This window comes from Gimesia sp., assembly GCF_040219335.1.
Taxonomy (GTDB): domain Bacteria; phylum Planctomycetota; class Planctomycetia; order Planctomycetales; family Planctomycetaceae; genus Gimesia.
In genome coordinates, this window is sequence record NZ_JAVJSQ010000027.1 from 1 (window position 1) to 19551 (window position 19551).

General features: G+C 51.9%; 11 protein-coding genes. 4 read left to right on the forward strand and 7 right to left on the reverse strand.

The features are described 5' to 3' along the window. Positions 1-728: 728 nt before the first annotated feature. Positions 729-1823, forward strand: coding sequence for a lipocalin-like domain-containing protein (locus tag RID21_RS21025; RefSeq protein WP_350192278.1), 1095 nt, complete (start codon positions 729-731; stop codon positions 1821-1823). Between the two features lie 169 nt (positions 1824-1992). Continuing rightward, positions 1993-3129, forward strand: a complete 1137-nt coding sequence (locus RID21_RS21030; protein ID WP_350192280.1) for a hypothetical protein — start codon at positions 1993-1995, stop codon at positions 3127-3129. A 99-nt stretch (positions 3130-3228) separates the two neighbouring features. Here the strand turns inward: RID21_RS21030 and RID21_RS21035 are convergent, their stop codons facing one another. The 5 genes from RID21_RS21035 to RID21_RS21055 form a co-directional block, all read right to left on the reverse strand. Further along, entirely contained in the window at positions 3229-3990 is a 762-nt protein-coding gene (locus tag RID21_RS21035) for an RNA polymerase sigma factor (protein WP_350192282.1), read from the reverse strand. 56 nt (positions 3991-4046) lie between these two features. Next, positions 4047-6539, reverse strand: a complete 2493-nt coding sequence (locus RID21_RS21040; RefSeq protein ID WP_350192284.1) for a serine/threonine-protein kinase — start codon at positions 6537-6539, stop codon at positions 4047-4049. A 182-nt stretch (positions 6540-6721) separates the two neighbouring features. Continuing rightward, positions 6722-7285: a hypothetical protein gene (locus RID21_RS21045; protein WP_145038988.1), complete on the reverse strand. Its 564-nt coding sequence runs from the start codon at positions 7283-7285 to the stop codon at positions 6722-6724. Positions 7286-7373: 88 nt separating this feature from the next. Continuing rightward, positions 7374-9287: a M48 family metalloprotease gene (locus RID21_RS21050; RefSeq protein ID WP_350192286.1), complete on the reverse strand. Its 1914-nt coding sequence runs from the start codon at positions 9285-9287 to the stop codon at positions 7374-7376. Positions 9288-9320: 33 nt separating this feature from the next. Then, the gene (locus RID21_RS21055; RefSeq protein ID WP_350192288.1) at positions 9321-9824 is read right to left on the reverse strand and encodes a hypothetical protein; all 504 of its coding nucleotides are present in this window, start codon (positions 9822-9824) and stop codon (positions 9321-9323) included. 776 nt (positions 9825-10600) lie between these two features. On the opposite strand from RID21_RS21055, the gene RID21_RS21060 reads away from it, so the two are divergent. Continuing rightward, positions 10601-16141, forward strand: coding sequence for a CHAT domain-containing protein (locus RID21_RS21060; protein WP_350192290.1), 5541 nt, complete (start codon positions 10601-10603; stop codon positions 16139-16141). A 163-nt stretch (positions 16142-16304) separates the two neighbouring features. Here the strand turns inward: RID21_RS21060 and RID21_RS21065 are convergent, their stop codons facing one another. Continuing rightward, positions 16305-17339 (reverse strand): lipocalin-like domain-containing protein, encoded by a 1035-nt coding sequence (locus RID21_RS21065; protein ID WP_350192292.1) that lies wholly within the window; start codon positions 17337-17339, stop codon positions 16305-16307. A gap of 656 nt (positions 17340-17995) precedes the next feature. Between RID21_RS21065 and RID21_RS21070 the strand changes: the two genes are divergently transcribed. After that, positions 17996-18751: a hypothetical protein gene (locus tag RID21_RS21070; protein WP_350192294.1), complete on the forward strand. Its 756-nt coding sequence runs from the start codon at positions 17996-17998 to the stop codon at positions 18749-18751. Between the two features lie 84 nt (positions 18752-18835). Here RID21_RS21070 and RID21_RS21075 read toward each other — a convergent pair whose 3' ends face one another. Beyond that, on the reverse strand, positions 18836-19027 hold the full coding sequence (locus RID21_RS21075; protein ID WP_350192296.1) for a hypothetical protein: 192 nt from the start codon (positions 19025-19027) through the stop codon (positions 18836-18838). Positions 19028-19551: the final 524 nt, after the last annotated feature.

Here is a 19551-nt window from a genome sequence, read left to right on the forward strand (position 1 = left end):
GATTCAGGTGCTTCTGAGTCACAAGTGGGACAGGTTCCAGTGCACACTTCATCCGCCTCGCGCGCGAAGCAGAATTACACAAGAATACGATTCGGAAAGTGACGATCAAGTGCAATTTGTTCCGTTGTGGAGACAGAACTGCGCTGGAAATCGGAGAGGGATTGCATGCAAATGCTGATCAAAGAGAGTCTAAAGAGGGAAGGTTGCCATAAGAGGAGCGCGGGGACTGTGGGAAAAGAAAAACGGCTACCCACTTTGGTGAGCAGCCGTTGAAGTGGAGGCGGGACGATCGCTGTTGCTGTGGAGATCCTTTATTCAAACAGAAACTTCAATCCGCATTGCTGTCCCCGGATGGAAAGGTCATTTCAGATGGCGATGATCTCTGGTAATTCATATCAGAAACGACTGATCTTTTCCTCTGCGAAAGATTTCGAGCGAAAATCTCTGGAATGGCGTGATCGCCAGCAGATGGTAGAGATTATTTGTGGCAGGTGTTTCGTAAAGTTTTATATAGTATTGTGTTATGTCAATTGTCATGTTTGGTGATGAGTCTGGATAACCGATCTTTCCTGGACAAAATGGGGGCGTTCTTTCCTCGGATCGGGCTCAAAACATCAGGAAAATGGAAAAAAACTCGGCAGGGGTGTCACAACTCGGAGGGGGGCCTGTAAGGGAATTGTCTCAACGAGAGCAACCTCAACACCACCAACTTATTTCTGGAGCCTGACATGACTTTCAACCTTCACACTAACCTGTTTCGTCAACTTTTCAACAATGCACTCTTCAAAGGTCTGCTCTGCGGAATCGCTACTTTCAACGTTCTTTCCGGGCCGACTTTTGCTGTCGCAGCGAACCCGATTAACGATGCTGCCGAGTATAAAGAGTGGGGACTTGATTATCCCGGCAAGACTCCCTCCAAGGGGACCACAGCGGATTCTGAAAAACCGGTTGAACGCCCTGTGTCACAGGCTCCTGTTTCTCAAGCTCCTGTATCAAACCCTTCGGGGCTGATGGGGGGCACTGTCCCTCAGGATATCGCAGGCTCCTTTGAGCAGGCTGCGGTTCACGTCATTGTGTTCTACGCTGACGGCAAACACATCATGATGCCCGGCTGGATTGTCGATACGGAACGTCGCATTATTCTGACGTTCGCTCTGATGAAAGATGCCACCCGGGTACATATTGCCTACCCCCAGGTGCCTTCCGATGACAAGGATTCGATGATCGGTTCTCCCGCTGTGATCCTGAACTATGACACCAAGATGGATGTAGCTTATCTGCAGGCCAAAACCATGCCACAGGGACTCGCCCACCTGACCACTTCGAACGCACCACAGACACGTCCTGAACCTCAGCGTACTGTCAGTCACAAACCGACGGCACCAGTGCCTCCTGCACAGGGTGGTCACAATGGTGGTCAGCAGGGACACTTCAATGTTGGCGGATTTAACGGCGGGCAGCAGGGATCGTTCAACGGTGGTCATCTGCAGGGTAATGGAAACGGTGGATATACGCCTCCTCAGCAGCAGGCAAACCCGCTCGTCGGAAAATGGTATCTGCAGGATGTCGTGAATGGGACACAGATTCAGATTGCTGTCGCATTCGGTGCACAGGGGCAGTTTGCGATGGAAGTGATGTCTGTCGATGCCTACGGTCAGCAGAATTATGATTCTGACAACGGTACCTACACCATTCAGGGAAACACGCTGACCGTGAACACCAGCGATGGACCAGAGCAATCCAGGTTCTGGTTTGAGAATGGTGTCCTGTATGTCCAGTTGGTTGCCAACGGAACCACATTCGCTTTCCAGCAGGCAGCATGAGTCGTGTTGAAGGAGGTTGATCGGGAAAAGCCCTCGTTCCTCAGGAACGGGGGCTTTTTTCAATTTCAGGCAAAGACTTTTTGCAAATAATCTGCGCGTGTCTTGTCACAATCCGCTTGCAGACCGGTATGGGAAGGCGTTGACATTTCACTCTTTAAGGAACACGACCATGAAATCTCTTTCCCGCAACCGAATCCCAGTACTTTCTGTCATTGTCTTCCTGGGATCTCTGACGATTCTGAATTCGTACTGTCACACCGCAGCAGCGGCTCCTTATCGCCAGAAAATTCACATGAAACACATAAAGCTCTACGATGCGAACGGCTTCGGACAACCAATTGTCGCTCGATCTTTTCTCATGCCGGCTGACTGGCAGGTTGCCGGAGGAGTTCAGTGGAGTACGCACTACGATCCAAACCAGCCTGCCTATTTCGAGAGTTTTTCCGCGATGAGTCCTGATGGACGAGTCAGCTTTGACATGCTTCCTGCCTATTCCTGGATCTGGTTTACGGATCCTGGCATTCGACAGATGATGATTCAGACCGGCAATGCCTCACGTCTGGCGTCACCGCTTGATGCAACGGGAGTTGTGCAGGAATACATTATCCCCAATTATCGGCCGGGCGCTGTTATCGTTTCGGTAAAACCGCGTCCCGATCTTGCCAATGCACTTCGCCAGCAGTTGATTAAACTGGGGCTGGGGAGACTGGAAGCCAATGGATGCCGGGTGACTCTGGATTTTGTCGAAGCACAAATCGCGTACACTCAAAATGGAGTACGATATCTGGAGTCGGCAGTGGTCCAGTTATTCCGGTCCGACTTTCCTTCTACCGGCATGCAGTCCTATACGGCTTCGAACCTGTTCCTCTTCAAGGCACCCGCAGCAGAATGGGAGGAAAATCAGCTGATTTATGCAACTGCGATGCGTTCGATGCGACAGAATCCCGCCTGGCTCAAAGCAATCAACCAGTTCCAAAAAAATATGGCCCGTATTCGTCAGCAGGGGGCAGTGCGTCGTCAGCAGATTATGCATCAAATGTATGAAGAAATGCGAGAATCGCAGCAGGAATCCTGGGAATATCGGCAGGAGTCTATCGATCACGTCGCACGTGAGTTCAGCGAATCCATCCGTGAAGTCGAAACGTATCATGACCCGTCAACCGGTTATGATGTGGAACTTCCTCAGAACTATGATTATGCATTTTCAAATGGACTGGGTGAGTATATCATCACAAACGATCCGCTCTACAATCCGAGTCAGGATCAGTTTGGGGGAAACTGGCATCCGCTGCAGGCGGCTCCCTAGACTGTGTCCAGTATTATTGTCGTGCTTCCAGTGTCAGGTGTGCGATTGTCACGATGATGCATCAGCAGTTGTGGGAGTCGCATGCTTTTTTTCCTGAACTCAACCGGAGTTCGAAGACCAGTCTGCCGGCAGTACATCGCGGATTCGATCCAATAGCTGTAACTGTGCCAGTTCATCCTCAAGTCGCTCCGGAGTTGTGACGTTAATCGCATCTGCGACTTCCGCCACAAGCAACTCTGCAAAGCGGACACGTGCCCGTCGTAACTGCTGGCGTGCCTGATCAGCGCGGACCGGTTTGCCGATTTCCTGGCTCAGCCGCTCGGCCAGTTCTTCGGAAGAGCAATCCGGATCATCGGTTCGCAATTTCAGGATACTGTAAGCGACGCTACCTTCATGATTCTGCTGATAGTTCTCGAGTTGCGACCAGGCAAGGCTCAGGACCTGATCTCTCCAACTCTCGGTCCAGGCGGCGTCCGTCTCATTGTTTGAGTCGTCGGCATTCAGGTCCAGGTCGTAATCGACAGTGCGCCGGACTTTTTGTTTGGACCACAGGTTACGCACCATATTGCGAACAGCTACTTTGAGCAGATCCCGGAAGCGTCCTTTCTGTGGATCAGCGCCAGCAAAATCGCCCTGGAGCAACCGGACCATGACATCCTGCGAAATCTCATCTGCCAGGTGCTCGTCACGAGTGATTGCGCGGACGTAGCGTCGGATGGCCGGCGAGTACCGCATGACCAGATACTGTCTTGCCTCGGCACCGCCCGCGAGCGATTCACCGTGCGCCCTCTGGATGACGCTCCAGCGTGTCGGCTGTGCATCGAAACGGGATACAAATTCTTCAGGTTCCAGATCTGTCATCGCCAAATTCCAGGGGGCTGATTGTTGATTATGTCACGTTTGTGTTGTGGTTGAGGTTACTGCTGTTTCTGCTGCACGGGTTTCGGAGCGTCCAGCGTAGCTGGCGGTATTGTTGTTCGTCCTCTTTCCAGGGTGCGCAGCTTCAGTTGTTCCATTTCCGTTTCGAGTTGATGTTTCAAAGCGACCGATTTCCAGTAGGGTGACTCAGATGGGCTCTGGGTTGCTGTTTCCAGCTTCTCATAAATTTCAAGGCTTTCATTCAAAAACGCCACTGCCTGCTGCAGGGATTTGAGCCGTTCGGGAACGGTGGAATGCTGCCGATCACCTTCGGCGAGCAACTCGGCATAGGCTCTGAGTAAACCAGCCAGGATTGCCTGTTGTTGTCGGGAACTATCATTTCGAGCCAGTTCGATGGCCTCGCGCAGATGGTCAGCAGCTGCATCGTAACGAAAACGAAGCCGTTGTACGTCAGCCAGCAGTCCGTGAGAACGCTGGAACTGTTCCCGGAATTCTTTCGGGTTGGACAGGAACAGCTTTTCTGAAAACTGCTGGTGTATCTGAGCCGTTTGCAGGGCGGCATCCAGATCGGGGACGGCAATCTCTAAAGCCAGCCTTTGTTCCAGAAACTTCAATAGTGACAGGGTGATTACAGGACTTTCCGGAATTTCGTTGACGAGGCTTTGCTGTTGTTCGATCGCCTGTTCCAGTAGTTGATCAGCTTTTTTCTGCTGGTTATCGGCGTCGAGTACCTGCGCCAGGCGGGATCGGGTTCGGGCCTGCTGCCAGACAACGTGTAAGTCCTGTTGAGCTGGTTCTTCGAAATACGAAATCGCATCTTCGAGATGTTCGCTGACGAGACGCAAGCTGTTTGCAAAGGTTCCTGGTTGAGACGTTTCAACCACCTCTGCCATCAGCAGGGAGAGTTGGGCCTGTAGTTCAGCGAGGGCAGGATCATCACCGGATTTTTTGAGTTCGTCGCATTGCATCATCAGTTTCTGGCAACGATCGAGGCAATCCTGACTGGAAAGCTGTTCTCGATCGAGTTGGACGGTCAACCAGTCTGCTTTCAGAGTCAGAAGCCGGGTATTACGATCGGGTTGAGGAATCCCTGCCAGCAGCTCAGAGGCCTTGTGAACTTCTTCCCGCGCGACACTGTTCTCACCAAGTTGCTGATTTAATTGCGTCAGCCGAATTAATATTTCGGCTCGTGGTTGTCTGAGACTGACAGCATCGGCCCCCGCATGCTGCTCCAGGTCTTCATATAATTGCAGTGTATTACGATAGCTTTCTACAGCCTGCTGGAGCCGCACATCGGTGGCAAAGAATGGATCGGATTGAATTTCGGCGATTCTCAGGTAGGCTTGCGCTATATATTCGGCGAGCGTCCGGTCGGCAGCCACGTCCTGTTCCAGCCGTTGGAGATGCGCGAGTGTTTTCGACACCAGCTCTTCCTGCTGCGTGCTGCCACCACGCAGGCGTGCGATCTGAGGAATATGTTCATTCACCAGCCAGCGACCGAGTTCCTGGCTCCCCTGGAACAGTCGTTCGGAGCGGTTTAAGGCAACCTCCAGCCGTTCAACGTGAAATGTTACTCCGAGGACTGCCGCAACCAGAGTGAGGACCGAAACGGTTGCCAGGACGGTGTAGACTGGATGACGACGAGCCCATTTCCAGCTTTTTTCCCAGAAGGGCGTACGCCGTGCCTCAACGGGACGATGCTCGAGAAACCGCCGAATATCTTCGGCGAGATCGGCGGCAGACTGATAGCGCTTCTGCGGTTTTTTCTCGAGACATTTCAGGCAAATGGTTTCCAGATCTGCTGGAACCCGTGGCTGTAATTTGCGCGGGCTGATTGGCTCCTCGGTCAAGACCAGCATGATGGTCTGCATCAGGTCAGGGGTCTGAAAGGGGGGGCGTCCGGTCAGAAGTTCGTAGAGGATTGCGCCAATGGCATAGACATCGGTGGCAGGTGAAAACTGCTTGACGACACCGCTTGCCTGTTCTGGCGCCATGTAGCTGGGCGTGCCTATGATTTCGCCGGTTTGTGTTTTGTGTTCGTCACCCGCGTGCAGACGTTTGGCGAGACCGAAGTCCATGACTTTAATATTCCCGTCCTTGGCCTGCATGACGTTGGAGGGTTTCAGATCGCGGTGGAGTATTCCGGCCTGATGGCAGGCTTCGATCGCTTCGGAGATCGCGAGAATCGACTTTGCCGACTCGGTGGGGGAAGGCAATTGGGCTCTCAATGCCTCGGACAACGTCACACCTTCGACGTACTCCATCGCCAGGTAAGGTAGACCATTTGACTCTCCGGCTTCATAGATCTGACAGACACCAGGATGAGTTACTGCTGCGACAGCCCTCGATTCTTCTCGAAAACGCGACAACAATGACGGAGATGTTGTGCCCGCCGCAGCAACGACCTTGAGCGCGACAAGCCTTTCGAGGTCCAGGTGTTGTGCGAGATAGACACAACCCATACCTCCCTGACCGAGAATTGAAATCAGGCGGAAGCCCGGTATCTCAGGTAGTGGTGCGGTAGAGGCCATCCTCTGCGGGGTGGGATGTTGATTTGCAACTGTGCCCAGGAAAGTGGTTTGAGCATGTAAATCCCTCTCGTCTCGATTTTCTGAATTCAGCTTTATCCTCCTCCAAAAAAGGATTTCGCAAAGGTTCAATCAGACGACCAAACCTTTGCGAAATGTTCACCGTTGGATTTACGGGAAGCGGACTAATTCCCTGAAGCGTTCAATAAATTTTCGATCTCTTTTTTGAACCCGATTCTGTTCTGGTGCATATAGCCACAAATCATCCAGAGCTGAGCGGGTGTCAGTGTGTCTGACGGCGTGGTCATGTTCATGAATACCATATCGAACTTTTCGGGCATGCTGAAATAACCCAGACCGGTTCGTTCATTCTTCGTGGCAACCGCTTTAATGACCGCGGGAGGCAGGGAACCTTCCTCAACCCCAGCGACGACCGTGTATGCCAGGATGCCGAAGACCAGTTCGCCATGGAAATGACCCAATTCGCGCAGTTCGAAGGTGATCTTGGAAGTCTCTCCATCCATCTCCCAGAGCAACTGGTAGAATTTCTTTCCGTTATCCAGAGTCTGCTCACGCAGAAAGACATTATCTGACATCTTCTCCAGGTTCGTTTTTAATTTTGCTAATGCCTTCTCTCGTGCTTCCTCTGCCGCCTGATCTTTTTCTTGAGCGAAGGCTGCTCCATTGGCCATGACAACAAACATCAGGGAAAAAGCCAGCAGTGATCGAATCATTACGTGCAAGTTCATTTTAGTTTCCAATCTGTAAATTCTTGAGCAGGTTGAGTTAAATTCAGCAGTAAGTTGACTAAGAATCATCGTGAAACAAAGCGCTGCTTCAGCGCGATTCGTTGACGGGCACGACAGCCACGACAAGCTCCTTTACGACTCCGTTTTCGTACTGTACGGCCAGACCGAGATCGCGATACAACTGGTGATACTCGTTGACGTCGAACAAATGTGCGAGTTCAACATCCCAGTCATCACCGAATTGTTTTCTGATGTCGGCACTGGGCATGCCCAGGGAGACCTTGATCGATTCTCCGCCGAGTCCCGGGCGGCGTACTGTGATGGCAGGGGCTGCCTTACCGTCGAGGATCACAGCCAGTACTTCACGTGTTGCCAGCACGGTAATGCCCAGGTCTTTGTACTTGTAGTACTTCAGATTCGTCCCTTCGACGACGGGGATTTCGACATCAGCCGGTCCCAGATCGTCTATGAGTTGTTTGAGGCTCTGGCTGAGACCGATCACTTTTCCATCGGCGAGTTTGACAGCCGTCACCGGACGCCAGTCCTTGATTCCGGGCTTACGAAACTCGGACTTTGCTTTCGGTTTGACCCCGGCGGCTTTAGCCAGAACGACGTAATCGTCGTAAGCGATCGGCCACCAGGAACTGGCAGCGGTCATGCCATTCAAATATTCCTCGAACAGCTTGAGAGCCGTCTCTTGTTTCTCTCTTTCCGTATTGGCGGTGAGAGTACGTGCCTGGTTGAAACGCAATGCGGATTCCATCGCTTTAACGGCTTCTCCGTTGCCACGCACCGTTTTGGCTTTGGCCAGTAACTGTAAGGTGGAAGTCATCAGTTCCGGACTGAAACCGCGTGCCGATCCGGAGTTGATCAAAATGGAAGCATGGACCAGAGGATCGAGCGTCTTCGCCAGCTGTTCGTCCTTGAGGGCTGTAAAGACTTCATCAAACCAGCGTTCTGCCTGACCAACATCTTTTCCACCGGGATGAATCAGGTAAGCGACTGCCAGGTTGGCTTTGACCATCAGAAAAGGGTCTTTCAGTTGTAACCTTTCCTTGAGCCGTAAAGCTTCGCGGAAAGCACCGACCGCTTCAAACCACAATTTTTCATCTACGCCACGCACGGCGGGTTCCAGTGAATCGGGACGCCGATAGAAACCACCGACAACAAGATGACCCACGTCAAAGTTGCGCAAGTCTTTTTCGTCCAGGCCATCGCAATACTGCATCAATAATGCATAACCAAGATTGGCCCAGGCCTCGTAGCATTCCGGGAAGTCCTCTGTGACGTTTCGGAAACAGATTTCTGCGTGTGGATAATGCTGATTCTGCAGAAACATCACACCGGTCTGAAATGAACTGAGTGATTGCCACATGGCTTTTGTCCGCTCATCGTCAAACAGGTATCCGGCACGGTCTTCCCAGGAGGGGTGATTCAGTTTTAACCCTTCAAAACGGCAGTACGGTGGACCGCTGCCACGCCATCCATTGAGATCGCTGACAAGTCCGCGACGTGTATAACCGGCTTTGAACGCCAGCTGCATCCCGAACAGGTCCGCTTCGAGTTCCTTCTCGCGATCTGTGGCGAGTCGGACCATCTGCAGATCGTTCCCGAACTTCTGAAAAAACTCAATCTTCTTGTGGCTGTGACGGTAGTAGAGGTGTCCCAGTTCGTGGCCGATCGTGAATGCCAGCGTTTCTTCATCAAATTTGGCAATCTTTTCGATGGTATCGACTGTCACTTCGATAAACGGGACCTCAACGCCGTCCTCGGTTCGAAACCCCGCGAAGGCATTGGCAAATCCAGGATCGATGACAGTAACTTTGGGAGGCCAGACTTTCCAGCCTTCTGGCTGTTCCATGACGGCCAGTAATCGCTTGGTCACCCGATCCACAACTTCACGGTGCTTATCAGTGATCTCCCCGAACGACTGTTCGGGGAGCGTCCCGAGGAATATGCCCAGGAACAGCATATAGAACAGTGTCTTTCTTAGATTAATCATTGTCTTACCTTTTCTTGAAAGTTGCCCGTTGCGTTAGTCCGCAAGACGCGACTGTGAGAAGATATTCAGATTAATCGAAGAAGTTTCTTCGCTATCGACACCGGGAGTGTTTCTCGCCGACTGGGAAGCAGGCAGACTGATCTGCCCTTGATCCCCGGCTTTGGTGGTATCGAAAGAGAAATTCAACGAACCAGATTTGGGTGTAGACGCCTCGGATAACGAGGTCCGTCCGAGTTGACCGATCGACCCGCTTTGGCTGAGCACGGCGTTGCGATTGTCTGAGAAACTGTTTCGGCTGAGGGATCCCGCTGCCATCTGAGCAGTGGAATCTTGACGGGCAAAGGCAGGTGCTCCCTGCTGTTTTGCAAGAGTTCCGGCAGTGGAAGCCTGGGAGACTTTCAGACCTGCCACAGAATCTTTGATTCGTGAAGGGGCATCCGGGAATGTGATTTCCTGAGCCGTAACCTGGTTCATGGATAAGTAGACCAGGTTTCCGGCGATGCATGCAGACAGAACAGAAATTTTCATCTTTTTCATAGTAATCTCCTGTTGGGTTGCTCATGTTCTCCAGCTGTGGAACAGTATTGCGTGTTAATGAAGTTTACATTTCGCAAAACATCAGGTGCCAAACTTGAAAATGAACTTTCGAGTCTGCACCAGTGCACTGTCCCATACAGCGGATCATTCGACTTGTGACAGGTGATTTGCAAAAAAGTTATGAAAAAAAACAAAACACAAGGAATCAGATTCCATCTCGACTGGATTGTCTGCGTACCTGTGTCTTCTTGAGAACTTAACCTCCCGATATTAGTTCCTGCGTCAATAAGAATTGTGGTTCGATGGGTGCTGGAGGCGTATTAAAACCCCAGAGAACGCAGCCGCTGCATACACAGCGAGGGGTTGATACTTGCGTTCATTATGCTATTGCTATTCTTTGCCGTCAAGATGCTATCGTCCAATTGCACAGCAGGAATTCTTTTGGCTCAGGAATCATTCCTGATTGTGTAAACTCTCCAGGGCGATGAATGTAATGACTCCAGGTTGTCGTTCCAGTATGGGAGGCTCCCCGTTATGAGCGGGTTAACCGGGTATCCCCGTGAGTTCTCTCAGCATCCGTTTTCTGCCAGGCCTGTATCGTCGAAAATGATAATTGGATCGTAGTGCGACATTCTGTCGGACCAGGCAACTTGACTTCTGTTCAAACCAGGGGGATAATCAGGAATCAGCAGCTCGGCTTATCACAGTTTGACGATTGCGGAGTCTTCAGAACGATGGGACACCTGCCAGAGATTCAGTCACTGGGAGTCTAGATAGTGCCTGCACCCCAAAAATATGCTTCCATGGGGGGAGGGGGGCTTGCTCTCCTGTTCTTGCTTTGTGCCTGGTTTGCGGGTTCCAGATGGGGACTGCCAACCGAACATCTACAGGCACAACAACCGGATCAGCCGCTTGTGGCACCACGGCCAGCGATCCATTCTGATACCAGTACGGCCAGGCAAAGGCGTCAGCTACTGACGGAGATGGAAGCAGTCTGGCTGGAAGGGAACCTGACGGAAGCGATCGCGCTGGCTGAAAAGCTTTACAGGCTCGAACAGAAAATCTTTGGCTCCGAGTCGGACGAGGCGGCGTGGCGACTTCGCGATCTTGCCAAATACTCGCTGGAAAACAACCAGGTTGATGCCGCATTACGGTACGCAACGCAGTCGTCGGAAATCATTGATCGCTTACATCAGGCCGAGTCCTGGAAAACTGAGGACGCCCTTCGTTTTCAACAGACTCTGGTAGCGATCTCCGACCTGCCGCTCACAAAACGCATGAAGTTTCTGAATGCAGAACGGGACTTCTTAAATGGTTTGCTTGAGAATGACTATCGTGCTGCTTTGGAGGCGAATCTTCTGCGGGCCGGCGTGCTGCTGGAACTGCTGGGAGATCGTCATCTCAGTGTGATCGAAGCTTTGCTGAGAAGCCAGGAGCTGTTGGTTGTCATGAACGACCCGAGTTCCTCAATCACACAAATTCAGCGGCTCGATCAACTGATACCACAGGTCACGAAGACTCCGCATCCCGTGCATGCGTACTTACATAAGGTCTGGGCCGACCAGGCACTGCATGGTGGGGCTACGGATCTTGCTGACGAACACTTCCGCAAATCCGTAAAATTCTACGAGCAGTCGAAAGTGGATTTCCTGCCGGATTATGCAATCACACTTAACAATTTCGGTTTGTTTCTGATACGAACCGGCCGGTTTGACGAAGCCCATCATGTTCTGAATAAAGCCTGCAGTCTTTTGAGAAATCGCGTCGGGCTTATCAATTCCCAGACGCAACTGCTGGAGTACAACTTGATCAGTCTCGAACAATATCTCAGTCAGCAGGCGTTGCCTGAGCATGACTGGGATACTGCAGAGCGCTATCTCGAGAACAGCCTTGCTACTTTGAAACAGATTGAATCCGATACTGGAAAGAGTCAGTACCAGATACGGGACGTTGAGTGGGACCTGAAGGTCTTGCGGCAGTGTCGAACGATGAATCAAGCTTCATTACAGGACATGGACCGTTGCCTGGCTCTGAAATCACAGATTGATACGAAAACAATCCCGGGTGACGAAACCGCAGCGCTGGCACTGAGTCGTGAGTATCGTGATCTGGTTCAGAAGTTGTTCGGGGCGAATACTCCGTCAGCGGTACGTGCTGATTTTCAAGTCGCAAAACAGACGAATGATCGCGATGCCAAACTCGCGCTCTACAGATCACTTCTCGAGCCAATGCGCGCGGTGCTGGGAGATGACCATCCGGCGTACGCGGAACTTCTCATCGAAATTGCCGACTGGAGTGAGCCAGCTTCTGAACAGACACTGAAACTGGCAGAGACCGCTACCGGGATTTACGAGAAGAATTCCTGGCACCAGACCCCGGAATATGCTCGTGCGCTGCGAATCGTCGGTCGGATTCGAAATACACTGCGCCGGGATGATGCCATCGAGGCGCTGCTCAAAGCCGAAGGTGTCTTGAAAGAACAGCGCCTCACCAGTGGTATCGATTATCTTATCACGTTAAACGAGCTTCTGTTCTATTACCGCAATCACGATCAGCTGATCGAAGCGATTCCTTATTGTCAAACTGCAGAAGAGTTGGCGCGGCAGCTGCTGAAAGTGGATCGAGGTCTTGCCGCCCAAACCTGTAATCAGGTTGCGACGATCTACGAAACTCTCGGACGGACCGATGAGGCGCTTCAGAACTATTTGCGAGCAGTGAATATTTTCGATGAACTTGCAGGTCCGCCAAGCCGCGCACAACTTATCACATTGAAGAACGTCGCGGGACTTTATCGCAGACAACGGCAATACGTGTCCGCGGAAGACTTCTTTCGACGATTTCTGAAAATGGTCGAAACACCCGGTTTGTACGACCGGGGATTACAGGTCGATGCTGTATTGGGTCTCACCTCCATGTACCAGGAACAGGAACGGTACCAGGGGGCACGCAACCTGCTCGGCCAATTGGATCAGTCTCTACAGCAGGATGAAAAAATCTCGACTCTCTGGTGCAATATTCGACTGGCACAGATCTCGCTTGAGCAGTCAGACGAAAAACCAGACAAAGCTGTTGCGCTGTTTGAGGAATTATGGAATGTGCTCGCAACGGGTACCTTCCCGCCGAAATCAGAGTCGACGTTGCAGAACGATCAGTCCCCCAAATCAACGCTGAAACGTCCGCAAATCTACAGGGAACGGGAATGGTTGGGATTTCTCCAGCAAGTGAAGCGGATTAGCGGTCAGTTTTCGGATCCGGCGCCTTACCTGCGTGTGCTGAAAGTCATACAGGATCACGCCCGGGAATGGGATCAAAATGAACCGTGGCATCTGGCCGATGCGGAGAATGAATTACGTGAAGCACGAAAATATGCGGACCTGTCTCCCGAAGCTCGTCTGAAATTGAAAGCGGCTGAGGAGTGGGAGTCAAAGGCCCTGGATCAGTCCGGCAGCGAAGCAACGGCAGATCGGCTTTCGCTGCTGGAAAAAGTGCTGGCGACTCAAACTGAGATTCTGGGGCGCAAACACCGCGCTGTCGCGACCACCTGTCTGGAGTTCGCCCAACTCCAGAGAAAATCCGGTCGGATCAGCAGCGCGATGGACTCTTATCGTGAGGCAGTCCGGATTCGATCCGAACTGCTGGGCGATCGACATGCGGCGACTGCGGAAGCCCAATCGGAAGCTGCACTCGGTGCAATGGCAGCCGGAGATGTTCAACAGGCGCAGCGATGGTTGTCCGAGGCGATCAAAACTCAAACGGAAATTCTGGGGGAGAACGACCCGGCCCTGGCAGAGAGCTATCATCGGCTGGTGAAGTATTACATTTATCAGGGACAGTATGCCGAAGCGCTGGAACTGGCGCAATCCACCTGTCAACGATATGCAGCCGTGTTCGGTAAGATGAGTCTGAAGAATGCCGAGGCCCTGAAGACACTTTCTTCCGTTTATTCAGCTCTCGGAAATGACATGCAGGCCATTTATCCTTTGCTGGAATCCATGGAGATTGTGAATGGCCTGGACGTTGATTCGCGTGCAGAAACGGAGTTCATCCTGGCTGCTGGCTGGCAACTTCTGCAGTTTCCACTCTCGCATGCGCTCCTGCAGGAAGTTGTCGATGAGTTTGTGGCGAAACTGAAGATGACGGATCCCGATTCGAAGGACTATGCGAATGCACTTGAACTTCGAGGGATGTTGAGTTTTAACCTGAAAAAGTATGAGGAAGCTGAGACATACTTTCAGCAATCACTCCAGATTTACAGGAAGTTCTTCGAAAACCCCAATCATCCACAGATATCAGAGCTCCTGAATAATCTAGGGGCGGTCGCCCTGAATCGGGGAAAACTGGAGCAGGCAGAGCAGTATCTGGAGCAGGCTTTCAGCTCCAGATTGGAGAGCACAGTAACGGGGAACGAAATCCAGTTTCTGATTTTCTACAATCTGGCGGAAGTGAAGGCGCGCCTGGGAAAATCCGCTACCGCTCTGAAATATCTGACACGCTGTTTTGAAATCGATGAACGTTCTCTCATGACAAATCTGCTGCTCAGACCGGAAGCAGCTCTGACCAAGCTCTTGAATAACCGGTTTAATCTCTATTCACTACTTGTGACTCTGCAACTCTCGGGGCAGCTGCCAGAGGATTCAGTTTCAGATGTGTTTTCCCGTATTCTGGGACGCAAGGGACTGGCATTGGACATCGCCTGCCAGATGAATGCGGCTCAGAACGCATTGATTCACGATGCCGGCATCGCCAGTAAACTCCAGGAAATCCAACAGCTGCGGATCTGGCTGGCAGAGTCCAGCGTGACCGGAGAGGAGTTCGAGAAGCAGCAGGTTTCCAATGACGGCGAGAAATTTGTACCGAACCGTCAGACCAAAGCCGTGCTCCGAATTCAGGAACTGCAGGAACAGGTTGCCCTCGCAATCCGGGAGGCCGGTCTGCAACTGCAATTGACGGGCGTCGATGTCGAAGAGATTCGCGGGAAACTGCCTCCTGACAGTGCGTTGATCGAGTTTGTTGTCAGCGGCCTGATCGATCTGAAAGACCCGGCCTCACGTGCAGGGGACGACCCGCATCTACTTGCTTTTTATCTGCCATCCGATGCAAAGCGGGCCTGCCGTCTCGTCGATCTGGGGCGAATCAAGGATATCAACGAGCAGATTGAAAAACTTCGGGGGCATATCGAACGCGTTCCCCGTTCGCTCCGTTTCATGTCGGAAGACGAATTGGAGTCTCAATATCAGGAATTGAGTTCCCAACTCTATCGCAGCCTGCTGCAGCCTTTTGATGAAGAACTGTCGAAACTCGACCACCTCGTGATCGCCCCGGATGGACAACTTCATTTTATTCCGTTTGCCGCGCTGACCCGCGCGAATGGTCACTATCTGGTTGAGGACCTGGCCATCAGCTATGTCTCTTCCGGGCGGGATCTGCTCCGTGAGAAAGCAGCGCCCGGCCGTGGTACTCTGGTGCTCGCCGACCCGGATTATGATGCGACCCGCGAACAGCGGATCTCGCAGGCGAAAACACTCGGCATTGATTTGTCGGATCATCAGAAATTTGCGTTGCGAGGTGCCGGCCAGACGGAACTGAGATCACTCCGCTGGAGGCCCTTACCGGGAGCGCGGAAAGAAGCCGCGTCTGTTCAGACTCACCTGGATGGTTCCATTTACGCTCCCGTGCAGGTCTTTTACGGAGGGGACGCAGCTGAAGACGTCTTTAAAACGGTGGTCTCTCCCAGGATTGTCCACATCGCGACTCATGGATTTTATCTCCCACTGGAAAATGCCGGGGCGTTTAACGAGAGTCGGTCGGTTCAAAGATCGTCCGGTTCGGCTCTGGGAAGGTTGCGATATGTCGACAATCCGCTGTTGCGATCCGGGCTTGTGCTCGCGGGAGCCAATCAGCTGGCAACGAGCAGCGAGAAGCGAGGCGTCAATCTTGAGGACGGCTGGCTGACCGCCCAGGAAATCTCATCGATGGATTTTCGCAATACGGAACTGGTTGTGCTGAGTGCTTGCGAAAGTGGTCTGGGAGATTCTGAATTGGGGAATGGGGTGCGGGGATTACAGCGCGCATTTATCGTGGCTGGAGCCCATAGCCTGTTGACGAGTATGTTCGAAGTGCCGGACAAAGAGACGCGCGAACTGATGGATTCGTTTTATCAAAAATTCGTTCAATCAGGCGATCAGGTCAAATCCATGCAAGCGGCCCAGCAAAAACTCATTTTGCAGCGAAGGGAGCAAAGTGATGCCGCCCACCCCTTCTTCTGGGCAAGTTTCTTTATCGTGGGACAGCCAGAAAAAACTCCCGCCGGCAAGTGATTCTGAGAAGTTGAGATCAGATAAAAAAACAGCCACCTGCGAAAGTCGCAAGTGGTTGTTTTTTATAACCGGGGCAGCTCAACAGAGAATATTTCAGAACACAAAAAAAGCCCCCGTTCACAAGGAACGAGGGCTTTCCACAACCAACCTCTTTCATCCAGCCTTACGATGCTTTCTGGAAAGCCATGGTGGTTCCGTCGGCAACCATCTGCACATAGAGGACACCATTTTCAAACCAGAACTTTGACTGTTCCACACCATCGCTGGTGTTCACGGTCAGAGTATTGCCGTTGACTCTGTAAGTTCCATTGTCGGAGTCATATTTCTGTTGGCCGTTGGCATCGACGGCCATTACTTCCATCGCAAACTCTCCTTGAGCACTGAAGGCGACGGCGATCTGAATCTGTACCCCGTTTAAGACATCCTGCAGATACCATTTTCCGACGAGCGGGTTTGACTGCTGCTGGGGAGGTGTGTATCCACCATTTCCCTGAGACTGACCACCATTGAAGCCACCCTGCTGCCCGCCATTGTGACCACCCTGAACAGGAGGCACTGGTGCAGTCGGTTTGTGGCTGGCAGTGCGGTGAGGCATGCCACCCTGTGGTGTGTTTGAAGCTGTCAGGTGGACGAGTTCCTGAGGCATTGTTTTCGCCTGCAGATAAGCCACATCCATCTTGCCGTCGTACTGCAGGATCAAAGCGGGAGAACCGACCAGCGAATCCTTGTCACGGGAAGGTACTTGAGGGTAGGCAATTTGAACCTTGGTGGCATTTTTGAGCAGGGCGAAGGTCAGGATAATCCGACGTTCCGTATCGACGATCCACCCTGGCATCACCATGTGTTTGCCATCAGCGTAGAACACGATGACGTGAACCACGGCCTGCTCAATTGAGCCGGCGATGTTCTGAGGTACCGTGCCCCCCATCAGGGCTGATGGGTTCGATGCAGGGGGGTGAGCAGGGGGAGTTTGCGGAGCAGGTCGTGTGGCTGGTGCTTCTGATCCCTGCTGTGCTCCCTTGCCAGGATAATCAAGTCCCCACTCCTCATACTCTGAAGCACGAGAGACCGGATCAGCTGCGACAGCGAAACCAGATCCGCCCAGCGTATTGAAAGCAAGGGCTCCGCAGAGCAGGCTTTTTACCAGTGTTTTGTTGCAGAATTCACGAAACAGTTTTGTGTTGATGTTGAAGGTCATGTCAGGCTCCAGAAGAAAAAGGTTTGTGTTGTTTTGTGGTTGCTCTCGTTGAGACAATTCCCTTACAGGCCCCCCTCTGAGTTGTGACACTCCAGGCGACTTTTTTTTCATTTTCCTGATGAATTGAGCCCGTTACGCGGCAAAAATGCCCCGGATTCGTACAAAAAACACCCCATTTCTGCGCATGTTATTAGGTTGTAACCCTAAATATTAAAGACACTTACGGGGTAAGAATGCCCGGGGATGAACTTCATCCTCAAAATATTACATGTGTTTTCTGGAGAACTTCCATTACCTGCCACTTTGCAGGAGACGAAGTTGTGAATCGAATACGGGAGAAGAGAGTGCGGTCAGGCAGTGACGTTCGCCGGGCGCTCAAGCAACGGTCCTGGAAGCTGGTAAATAAAGGATAGAGATCGCCACCGGGAAACGATAAGCTAACGTAAAGCGTCCGTGGGGGCAGGTCAGTCTTCGCGCAACCTGTTAATGCGTACTCGGGGCGATTTTTGATGTCACACGAATTAGCTCGCATCAACTCATCATTGATAGAGGTTTGAACGATCAATTCACTCAGACAATTATGGGACTTCTCACGAATTTTGACTGAGTCCGGTTCTCTGCAATGTCTCCTACGTTACAGATTTTGAAAGGACAGAATGAAAAAGTATGCCCCTCTAGCATTGATTGTCGGTTTTCTGATACTCGCACTCGTGCGCTTCGGTGTGCGGCACGGTTTTCAGTTCGGACCTACGAACGGGGAAGTGATTCAAAAATATCATTCAGAGTTTGAGCCACTGCATTCGACGTTGTCAGCTGTCGTAACTCGAATTGATGAACTCAATCCGGTGGAAGAAACGAAGCTCGATCTCACGCTGGATCCCAAACCGATATTGATTGTGGGTGATGCGGAACGAACCAATACCTCTATGATCTCTTTAAGTTATTTGAAAACTTATCAATCGCCTGATGTGACTGGATCGAGTGATCTGACGGCTGAAGATTACGGGCATCAGCGTTTTTCCATCGATGGGGATGATTTTCAACATACGATAGCCTGGACGGGCGATGAGAACCCCATGGTCTCTTCCGCACTCGAGAATGATGGATCCGATATGGATAAAATGCTCCAAAAGACATTGTCGCTGGAGTATCTGATCGTCGGACGCAACGGAGAGATGAAGCCGAGCATGTATGACGAACACGGTCGACCGACGGAAGATTTACCCTGTGAAGTCTTTCTGGTGAGCCTCAAAACTGGAGAAATCGTAGGACAGGCACCACTGTTATTGCCAGCCGCTGCGCGACCGGGAGGCAGCATGGGGCCGGGGGAAATTGTCAACGAGGTCGTTCGTCAGATTGGTGAGGCGTGGAATCAGGGGGCTATAATTAAGTGGCGAGAGCCAGAACCTTAGCGATCATGGTATGGCATCCCGGATCTGACAAAAATTCTCAATCAAGCTGCGTGTCAACGGTCAGAGTGGCCGAGACTAAGTGACTCAGATGGAAGGATGGATGGGCGGCCGCTTCTGCCGGTAGCTATGGCGTTGGAAGACGGCTTTCCCGTGCGTGCGTGAGCGGCCTTTGAGCATAAAGAAAAAGCAACCGGTGAAGGTGACATGGGGCATGTCAGGTGTGAATCCGGGTTTCTGCCTCTGGAACCAGTCCCTGTCCAGGTTAAGGATTTTCATCTACGGTGTTGCATTCCCTTCTTATACAATGACGCGTCTGGATGCTGGAACTGAGTGGATGATCGCATTGAAGGAATGTGGTTCCTGCGGGAGGCTGAACCACAGACAACGTCGTCAGGCGGGCCGCCTAAGTTTTAACAGGGTTGGTTCCTGCTTTTGACCTGGTCTGTCTCTCTGTCCGTTTCCGGCTTGTTGCGCTTGGTCTGAATTGCATTCGGGCGGCCCCTTTTTTCTGGTTGGGCATTCGCAGATTGATCATGTTGGTTTTAAATTTTGTGTATCGGCGTGGGGGAGTCAAGTGGAATGGGTGTGTTGACCTGCTCTGAGTGTGCAGTGAAGAGGCTTGAGTCAACTGTGAATTGCTCTGAACATGCTGCGAAATAATTTGAAAATTTACGAGACATCGAGAACCGGTTCATTTTGTTCCGGTGAAAAGCGGGAAAAATCGATGGCGATTCAGGTGCTTCTGAGTCACAAGTGGGACAGGTTCCAGTGCACACTTCATCCGCCTCGCGCGCGAAGCA

Excerpts from the sequence above, each read along its gene's own strand:
- RID21_RS21035 (WP_350192282.1), bottom strand. The coding sequence starts at position 3,990 with ATGACAGATCTGGAACCTGAAGAATTTGTATCCCGTTTCGATGCACAG.
- RID21_RS21030 (WP_350192280.1), top strand. The coding sequence starts at position 1,993 with ATGAAATCTCTTTCCCGCAACCGAATCCCAGTACTTTCTGTCATTGTC.
- RID21_RS21075 (WP_350192296.1), bottom strand. The coding sequence starts at position 19,027 with ATGAAAATCCTTAACCTGGACAGGGACTGGTTCCAGAGGCAGAAACCC.
- RID21_RS21045 (WP_145038988.1), bottom strand. The coding sequence starts at position 7,285 with ATGAACTTGCACGTAATGATTCGATCACTGCTGGCTTTTTCCCTGATG.
- RID21_RS21025 (WP_350192278.1), top strand. The coding sequence starts at position 729 with ATGACTTTCAACCTTCACACTAACCTGTTTCGTCAACTTTTCAACAAT.
- RID21_RS21050 (WP_350192286.1), bottom strand. The coding sequence starts at position 9,287 with ATGATTAATCTAAGAAAGACACTGTTCTATATGCTGTTCCTGGGCATA.
- RID21_RS21055 (WP_350192288.1), bottom strand. The coding sequence starts at position 9,824 with ATGAAAAAGATGAAAATTTCTGTTCTGTCTGCATGCATCGCCGGAAAC.
- RID21_RS21070 (WP_350192294.1), top strand. The coding sequence starts at position 17,996 with ATGAAAAAGTATGCCCCTCTAGCATTGATTGTCGGTTTTCTGATACTC.
- RID21_RS21065 (WP_350192292.1), bottom strand. The coding sequence starts at position 17,339 with ATGACCTTCAACATCAACACAAAACTGTTTCGTGAATTCTGCAACAAA.
- RID21_RS21040 (WP_350192284.1), bottom strand. The coding sequence starts at position 6,539 with ATGGCCTCTACCGCACCACTACCTGAGATACCGGGCTTCCGCCTGATT.